General features: G+C 69.9%; 9 protein-coding genes and 1 pseudogene. 5 read left to right on the top strand and 5 right to left on the bottom strand.

Annotated features, from left to right (window positions below):
• The 5 genes from ROTAS13_RS15885 to ROTAS13_RS15865 all read right to left on the bottom strand — a co-directional run.
• The coding region (locus tag ROTAS13_RS15885; RefSeq protein WP_216348660.1) for a hypothetical protein at positions 1 to 632 on the bottom strand (632 nt) is incomplete at its 3' end.
• An 11-nt stretch (positions 633 to 643) separates the two neighbouring features.
• On the bottom strand, positions 644 to 1,843 hold the full coding sequence (locus tag ROTAS13_RS15880; RefSeq protein ID WP_027297369.1) for a hypothetical protein: 1,200 nt from the start codon (positions 1,841 to 1,843) through the stop codon (positions 644 to 646).
• An 18-nt stretch (positions 1,844 to 1,861) separates the two neighbouring features.
• On the bottom strand, positions 1,862 to 2,383 hold the full coding sequence (locus ROTAS13_RS15875) for a hypothetical protein (RefSeq protein ID WP_081798652.1): 522 nt from the start codon (positions 2,381 to 2,383) through the stop codon (positions 1,862 to 1,864).
• Positions 2,383 to 2,841 carry a hypothetical protein gene (locus ROTAS13_RS15870; RefSeq protein WP_075822811.1) on the bottom strand — a complete coding sequence of 153 codons (459 nt, stop codon included), beginning with the start codon at positions 2,839 to 2,841 and terminating at the stop codon, positions 2,383 to 2,385. Before ROTAS13_RS15870 ends, ROTAS13_RS15875 begins: the two co-directional genes overlap by 1 nt.
• A 72-nt stretch (positions 2,842 to 2,913) precedes the next feature.
• Complete coding sequence (locus ROTAS13_RS15865; RefSeq protein WP_027297366.1) at positions 2,914 to 3,345, bottom strand: hypothetical protein; 432 nt, start codon at positions 3,343 to 3,345, stop codon at positions 2,914 to 2,916.
• Positions 3,346 to 3,443: 98 nt separating this feature from the next.
• Here ROTAS13_RS15865 and ROTAS13_RS15860 point away from each other — a divergent pair, with 98 nt between their 5' ends.
• From ROTAS13_RS15860 to ROTAS13_RS15840, 5 genes and pseudogenes are all read left to right on the top strand, one after another.
• On the top strand, positions 3,444 to 3,938 hold the full coding sequence (locus ROTAS13_RS15860) for a helix-turn-helix domain-containing protein (RefSeq protein WP_081798651.1): 495 nt from the start codon (positions 3,444 to 3,446) through the stop codon (positions 3,936 to 3,938).
• A gap of 296 nt (positions 3,939 to 4,234) precedes the next feature.
• On the top strand, positions 4,235 to 5,224 hold the full coding sequence (locus tag ROTAS13_RS26390) for a hypothetical protein (protein WP_139323388.1): 990 nt from the start codon (positions 4,235 to 4,237) through the stop codon (positions 5,222 to 5,224).
• 64 nt (positions 5,225 to 5,288) lie between these two features.
• Positions 5,289 to 5,918 (top strand): DotI/IcmL/TraM family protein, encoded by a 630-nt coding sequence (locus ROTAS13_RS15850; RefSeq protein ID WP_027297364.1) that lies wholly within the window; start codon positions 5,289 to 5,291, stop codon positions 5,916 to 5,918.
• A 20-nt stretch (positions 5,919 to 5,938) separates the two neighbouring features.
• The gene (locus ROTAS13_RS15845; RefSeq protein WP_051544323.1) at positions 5,939 to 6,913 is read left to right on the top strand and encodes a DotH/IcmK family type IV secretion protein; all 975 of its coding nucleotides are present in this window, start codon (positions 5,939 to 5,941) and stop codon (positions 6,911 to 6,913) included.
• Positions 6,913 to 7,588, top strand: a pseudogene (locus ROTAS13_RS15840) (hypothetical protein); the annotation flags it as partial. The gene ROTAS13_RS15845 and the pseudogene ROTAS13_RS15840, both read left to right, overlap by 1 nt.

Genomic DNA, 7,588 nt, shown 5'->3' with positions numbered 1-7,588 from the left:
GACTGCACCAACGGCGAAGCCGGCACGGTCGGCTTCTCCTCGGGCTGGGGCGTCCGCGCCGTGGACGCCGCGGCGGCTGGGGTTGCGGTCGCCTGCGGCCCGCCGGCGGCCAGGTCAGGCTGCGCGTGCCGGGCGGCAGCACTCCCGAAGGTCGGCGAGAGCGTCATCACCCGCCGCTCCAGCGCCTCCACCTTATCCATGACGTCGGGGCGGTACTGGTCGCCACCCTCCTTGCCCGTGACGACGGCGAGGGTGCGGATATCATGGGCGAGGCGCCGATCCCGCAGGTCCGGCACTTCGCGCAGCAGGTCGCGGATACGCTCGTTTTCCAGCCCCGGCGCCGAGTTGGCAAGGCGGCCGAGTTCGGCACGCAGACCCTCCGGCACGCCGCCGACCGGACCGGCCAGGCGGGAGAAATCCTGATGTGCGTAGGCAGCGCGGGTCCGCAGCGCCTCGTCGCGGACGACATCGGGCTGGTGCAGCAGCCGGGTGACCTCCTCGATCTGGCGGCTCAGCCTGGGATCGTGCCCGGAGAGGGTGGCACGCACCTCGTTCATCCGGTCGAACAGCTCACGGAGCGGATCGGGACCACGCGCCGCTGGGCGTGGCGCGTCGGATAGGGTGGTGGACATGGGAAAGCTCCTCAGTTGGCGACGAAGGACGGGGAGGGGATCGGGGTCGCGCCGACGCCGGGAAAGCCCCGCTCGGCGGCGATCGCGAGGTTCGCCGCGCCGACGGCCGCCACCTGCTGCTGCACGCGCAGGTTCTGCAGCGCGAGGTAGTTGGAGAGCGCGAGCTGCGCCGCGATCTCACGCGAGACGGCCGCCGGCGTCATCGCCTGCAAAGACGCCGCCCAGGCCGTATCCGAGAAGCGACGGTCCACTTCCAGGGAGAGCACCTGCATCCAGGAACCGGCCGCGGGCGGCGTGCCGCCGCGCGCCGTGATCTGGGCGCGCTGGGCCTCGTTCAGCGTCACCGCCGGCGCCGTCATGGCGATCTGCGTGCTGAACACAGAGCGCGCCAGGGACATGCGGGCGTCGTAGGCCCGGCGAAGGGCCGAGGCGTTCTGACCCTCAACGGAGGTGAGGTGGTCGCCGCGCAGCGCCGCCGGCACGACCGGCTGCACGACGTTGGTGGCGTAGTCGTTCGCGGCGTTCACCTCGTCGACGTCGGCGTAGACCTCGCGGCCGTTGAAGGACGAGGCTCGCACGTCGGCATTGGGGCGAACGGAGATGGTGCAGAGGCCAGCCGCCTCTTCGTCCTGGTCGCAGTAGCGGGCGAGATGCAGCGCGTTGCTCGACGTCATGGACTGCGCCTGCCCGTACCAGGCGGCGGTGCCCTGACCGCCTTCGCCCCGCAAGTCCATGACGTCAGCGATGGCGGTCGCGATCCGGTCGCCCTGGATGCGCGACACCGTGGCCGCCTGGCCGCTGTCGAGAGCAAGGCAGGCCTGCGGCGAGGCAGTGTGCTCGTCGCGGATCTCGGTGTTCCGCATGTCGCGCTGGAAGCGTGCATTGGCGGTGTTGGAGGCGTCGGCGATCTGCTGGACCGCGCTGATCTGCGCGCGCTGATAGTTGGAGACCTGGGTGAAGCCATCGCCCAGCTTGGTGTCCAGCAGCCCCCCCATGTTGGTGATGCGGTCGCCGATCAGGTTCCCGATACTGGTGATGTTGTCATAGACACGGGTGATCGCATTGTTGAGGACCTGCTGCGCCTGCGTCAGCAGGAGGTGGGTGACGGCATCGAAGGTCGGCCATTCCGCATGGGCCGGGCGGGGGGCAACCGTTGTCACGGTGCCGGCCACGACCAGGATGGCGACAGTGGTCCTGAGATGTTTCCGCATGGGATCGCTCCGTGCCGTCTAGCGGCTTGGCAGGGTGTAGCCGGAGGGCGCCAGGGGTGAGCCGTTGACGTAGAAGTTGCCCGACGTCCCGAAGCCCGTTCCGAAGGTACCGATGGGCGGACCGCCGCCGCCGAAGGACAGACGCGGGCACATCAGGCCACCGCCGATCCCGCCGAAGCCCAGGTTGAAGCCGCTGACGGTGAGGCCGCACTGGATGGAGCCGAGCGCCGACTGCCAGGCCTGGCTGACCGTGGCGCAGATCTGACCCTGGATGGCGTCGAGCAGGTTGGTAGGATCGAGCAGGCTGGCGATCACGTTGAGGCCGACGCCGCGAAAGAAGCCGTCGAGGCAGGTCAGGTTGCGGACGCTGGTGGGCGCCTGGATGGCCGTGTCGTCGGCCTGGACCCGCGCCTCGATGGCTCCGGCGGCGGCCTGGGTGATCGCGGTACAGCCCACGCTGCCGGTCGATTGCGCCCGGGCGAGGGAGGGCGCGGCGAGCAGGGTCGCGAGCAGCGCCAGGGCGAGGCAGGTGCGACGCATCACGCGGCCTCCCGGCGGGCTTCGCCCAGGACCTCGGCCAGCAGCTGCAGCCGCGCTGGGGCGAACAGGCGTTCCAGCAGGGTCTGGCGGTGCAGCGCCGCCAGCATGGCCCGAAGGCAGGCGCCGGCTTCGGTGGTTTCGTCGCGCAGCAGGGCCTCGGGCCAGGGATGAAAGCGGCCCACGGGCGCCTCGTCGAACCAGGCGAGCAGCCGCAGCAGCCGTGCGACGCCGAGCTGGGCCATGGCCTCCCGGAGATGCAGGCCCTCGTCGGTGAAAAGGCCGGCGAGGCTGCCGCCGCCGCCGGCATCCTTATCGAGATGCTGGCCAAATGCGGTCAGCAGCGGCAGCACGGCCGGATCGTCCTCCACGGACCGGATCAGTCCCGCCACCATCGCCGCCACGGCGGGCTCGGCGCGCCGGACCCATTCCAAGACGCCATCTCGCTCCAGGTCGGGCACGGTGCCCCTCCACTCTCCAAGGAGGGCACAGGCTGGCAGGGCGCGACGCGAACGGCGTGCCAGCCACCCGGCCTAGCGGGCGATGGTGGCGGTCTGCCCCGAGAGCAGCAGCCGAAGCCGCTGGGGCTTGAGGGCGTCCCGCAGGACCTCGTACCAGACCTTGCCACCGGTCCAGGAAACCGTTGTTTCGGGTGTCACACCGGGGCCGTAGACCACCCTGATTCCCCTCGGGACGATCTGCCGGACGGCAAATGACAGTGGGATATCAGTGCCGTAGCCCTGCATCCTGGCGGGCCCGGCATCGCCGGCCGCCGGCCGCGATGAGCGGCGGGTGGGCGTTTGCGATGTATCGGTGCTACCATGGGGTGTATTCGCTTGATCCATATGGCCGGATTCCGCCACGACGGCGCCGGATGGCATCAAACGGAAGTCGACCGGGGTAACCGGGACAGTGGAGGGGTGCAGGAGTTGCAAGGTCAACAGGACGACCGGGGGAAATGCCATGGCGTGGGTTCTCCTTCTCCCTCCACTGCCCTTCGCCGATGCGAACGGCATCCACGACGTCCGATGCCCGGGCGTGACGGCCGGGCGGCCTGTCCCCGATGAAGAAGCCCGAGCAGGCCTCGGTTACCCAATCGCCAACGGCCGTACCCTCGGCGCCGTCTCGCCGCACTCGCGGCGCGGAGCGTGATGTCGATCCCTATCTTGCCGTCGTGGGCAGACGCATCAGGGAAATCCGGACTGAACAGTCCCTGACCCAGGCAGAGCTGGCCGTGAAGGCCGGGTTGCAGGTCACCACGATCTTCTCGGTCGAGAACGGGCTGCAGTACCTCACGCTCAAGACCCTGCTCGGCATCGCCCGAAGCCTTGGCGTCGAGCCGGCCGATCTGCTGCCTTCCATCTATGCGACAGAGGGCCAGCGCGACACGGCGCCGGAGCCCGACCGCAGGACAGGCAGGAGATCTCAGCCGGAGAGCGACGAGGGGCACCGTCTGGAGGACCTCGATACGGTCCTGGCCGAAATCGATCGTCTGGTGCAGTTAGCCCGGACGATGCGAACACGATCGAACCCCTATGGTGGCCGCAGCAAGCGGTAGTCCCGATCCCCTGAAGGCAGCGAATACAGTAGGATAGCCTTAAGGGCCATGGACGGAACCCTGGTTCTTGATTGCGATAGAGCCGAAAACAACGCCAAATCGCTTCGGTTAAATCCAATTCTCATTGCTTCTTCGATCACGGTTGTGACAGTGTGCGCCCGGGAACGACTGGGGCTTCGGGCATGTCAGGGCAGATTTCCGGCGGCGCTGTCGCCGGCAGGAAGGGTAACCAGGGCGCGGCACCAAGCGGGGCGGGCACGGTCTCCAACTGGAGGTTCGACCGGGTTCTCGCAGCGATGATCGCGAAGGGACACGGCCTGGAAGCCCTGCAATGCTGCCTCGGCGTGACCGTCGCCTTCATTCTGGAGCGTGTCGTGGCATGCGGGATGGCCACGCCGCCCGATCATCCCATGCGGCGAAGCAACCATCCTCGTGCCTGGAAGACCAGTGATCTATCACTATTCATCGAGTGCTGGATCGCCAATTGGGACGGCGGCAGCATGGCCGACACCTTCGGGCGCTCCCGGGGTGGCATCTACGCCCTGAGCCGACGCCTCGGCCTCCCGAGCCGCCGGCGAGGCGACATCCGTCGCCCCACGATCCGCGCGGTCGGCGAGATGGGCGAGGCCCGACAGGCCGCTGCAGCCCCCAGAGCCGGATCATCTCTCGCGGGCGGCAGTCAGGCATTGCCGCCGATCGTGAGCCACTCCCCCGTCGCACAGCCCCCGATCCTGACGTCTCGGAGGCGCGCGCAGGTCATCTGCACCCTGTCCCCCGTCGAGGCTCCCACCGCGGCGGTGTCCGGGCGCAGGACGAGTGGCCTGCAGCAGGCCGATACCCAGGCGGAGATGGCCCCCCTCCCCACGCCGGAGGCCGGGATGCGGCGCGTCCGGACGCTGACGGGCTTCGATGGCCTGCCGCTCGCCGTCGAGGTGCGCGCCAGCCGCGGTCAGGTGGCCTGGACGCCACGCCTCGAACTCTACCTCGCGAGCACCCGCTGGGCCGGCCAGCACCCGCGCGCCGTCGCCCGCGATCTCGGCATTCCCTTCAGCGCCGTCGTATCGCGGCTGCACCTGATGAATGTCCCGCCACGGCCGCGGGAGGAGCTGACCGACACCTATGACCCCGACCTGGCGCGCAGGCGGCTGCACGAGGCCGGAATGGAGGTCCGTCAATGCCACAAGCATGCGGGTCGTCTGTTCTTCGGCAACCGATGGACCTATGTCGCCCCACTCACCAAGCGGTCGAGCGGCTACCAGCGAGAGGTATCCAACCTGGACCATTAGCGGCGATCCGTGGCTGTTCGCATCACCATGACCGAGGATTCCGTCATCAGGATGGAACCTTGTCATGCAGAATGCGCGCACGGCGATCAGTCACCGGCTGAGCGATCCGGAGTTCCAGGGACGCCTGGTCAATCGCCTCACCCTCCTGACGGTCGCCATGTCCGTCGTCACCCTCTCGGCGCTGGCGCATTCCTACTGGCTGCAGACACGCCCCAGCGAAACCCGCTACTTCCTGGTCGACGGTCGCAACCCGCCGCGGCCGATCCGCGCGCTCGAAAGCCCCGTCGTGGATGACGCGCAGCTGCTGGAATGGACGGTCCGGGCGGTGCTCGCCGCCTATAATGTCAACTATCACGACTACCCGACGCAGCTGAACACGGCGGGACGGCGCTTCTCGCTGCAGGGCTGGAACAGCTTCGCCCGTAGCTACCAAGCCAGCGGCAACTTCGAGGCGATGAAGGCCGGGCGCATGGTCTGCTACGCCCAGGCGCAGCGCGCCGCCACCATCGCCGACACGCAGATCGTGCGGGGGCGCCTGAGCCACACGGTGCAGTTTCCCATCGTGCAGACCTGCGAGAACTCGCAGCAGACGAGCCAGACCAACCTGACCATCTCGACGGTCGTCGTTCGCACCAACGACGAGGATCGTCCGGACGGCCTGATGATCGACCAGCTGGTCGCCATCGCCCGATAGCCGGATCAGGAGCTCCTCTCGTGCATGTCCGTCACGCCATCCTTGGCCTTGCCGCGGGCTCCGTGCTCGCCGCTGCCGCATCGGCCCAGGCGCCGCCACCGCCGAGCCCGGCGGATCGGGCCGCCACGCGCGACCGCATCCTGGAGGACGCGATCCCGCTCACCCCGGAGATGATCCGCGAGCTGGCGCGCCGCTACGGCGAGGTGCGCCGCGCCCAGGAGGAGAGCGTCGCCATCGTGGCGGCGCCCGTGAGCCGGCCGGTGAATGTCGGCTTCCAGCCCGGCCAGCCGACCTCCATCGTGCAGACCGTGCGCGGCTACCCCACCGCGCTCAGCTTCTTCGACAACACCGGCCAGCCATGGCCCATCGCCTGGGATACCAACTCCAACAACGCCAACGTCTCGGGCGGCGGCGGTGCCGGCGTCGGCGGCTGCTCGACCTCGCCCAATGCCGGACCCGCCGGCCCCGGAGGGCCGTCTGCCGACCTGACGGGTTTCCATGTCTGCGTCCCGGTGCGCGGCTCCAACACCATCCAGATCACGCCGATGTCCGTGGCGCCGCGCGGCGGCCTGCTGGTCAACCTGCAGGGGGCGCCCAAGCCGATCTCCTTCCTGCTGGTGGCCGGCCAGTCGCGCTACGACGCGGATGTCAGCATCCACGTCTCCAACCGAGGGCCGAACGCCCGCATTCAGATCGACACCCGTCCGGGCGCGCCCGTGACCGGCGCCCCCTACCTGACCGCCATGCTCTCCGGCGTGGCCCCGGCCGATGCCGTGCCCCTCGCCGTCAGCGGTGTCTCGCCCGACGACGTGCGGGCCTGGCGGCTGGGCAGCCAGCTCTACCTGCGCACGCGCCACACCCTGCTGTCGCCGCCCTGGGACGCCTCGCAGTACGGCGAGGGTGGAACCACGGTCTACGCACTGGCGCAGACGCCGGTCGTGCTGCTCTCCGTCAACAACCGCACGGTCTCGGCCGAGCTGCGCGAGGAACGCTGATGTCCGACGCCGCCATCCGGCGCAGGGTGCTGCGCAACCCCTTCAACCGCGCCCTCGGCGCCGGGCCGATGCGGCTCGCCGGGATCGCCGCCCTCGGCGCGACCGTGGTGGGCACCGCCATCTGGGCGGCACTCGGCTCCACCGAGCCCCCCGCGGAAAGCCGCGCGGCGCGGCAGACCCCGGTCAACACGCTGCCGGGTGGTCCCAACAGCAACCCCTACCAGGACCGCCTCGCGGTGGCCGACAACCAGCGGCAAGCCGAGCGAGCGCAGCAGGCTGGACGGTCCTTCACGCCCCCGATCAACGCCAGCCAGCGCGGCATTCCGCCGGATCTGCAGCTGCCGCCGCCCGTCCAGCTCCCGGCCGCGATCGCAACGCCCGCGCCGGCGGCACCGGTTGTCTCCCCGCCGGCCGTGCGACCGGCCACGGTGGAGGCACCGCCCCCGGCCCTGCTCTACGCGCCTCCGCCGATGCGCGCGACCCCCTCCCCGAACCCGATCCGCACAGTCGCCCAAACGAATACGCCGACGACGCCGGCCGACGATCCGGCCTTCCGCGCCGCGGTGAATGGGCTGTTCGGCGGCTGGCAGGGTCGCCCGGGGCAGACCACCGTGACCCTCGCGCCATCCGCCGCCGCCGAGGACGGCCGGGACGGCGCAGGTGCCTTCGCCCGAC

It is taken from the genome of Roseomonas sp. TAS13 (genome assembly GCF_001950415.1).
GTDB lineage: Bacteria > Pseudomonadota > Alphaproteobacteria > Acetobacterales > Acetobacteraceae > Roseomonas > Roseomonas mucosa.
The sequence above is the reverse complement of the archived record's forward strand: the minus strand, read 5'-3'. Positions and strand labels throughout refer to the sequence as shown.

What these genes read in the sequence shown, in the direction of transcription:
- ROTAS13_RS15880 (WP_027297369.1), bottom strand. Translation starts at nt 1,843, where the DNA reads ATGCGGAAACATCTCAGGACCACTGTCGCCATCCTGGTCGTGGCCGGC.
- ROTAS13_RS15875 (WP_081798652.1), bottom strand. Translation starts at nt 2,383, where the DNA reads ATGCGTCGCACCTGCCTCGCCCTGGCGCTGCTCGCGACCCTGCTCGCC.
- ROTAS13_RS15865 (WP_027297366.1), bottom strand. Translation starts at nt 3,345, where the DNA reads ATGGCATTTCCCCCGGTCGTCCTGTTGACCTTGCAACTCCTGCACCCC.
- ROTAS13_RS15860 (WP_081798651.1), top strand. Translation starts at nt 3,444, where the DNA reads ATGAAGAAGCCCGAGCAGGCCTCGGTTACCCAATCGCCAACGGCCGTA.
- ROTAS13_RS26390 (WP_139323388.1), top strand. Translation starts at nt 4,235, where the DNA reads ATGATCGCGAAGGGACACGGCCTGGAAGCCCTGCAATGCTGCCTCGGC.
- ROTAS13_RS15850 (WP_027297364.1), top strand. Translation starts at nt 5,289, where the DNA reads ATGCAGAATGCGCGCACGGCGATCAGTCACCGGCTGAGCGATCCGGAG.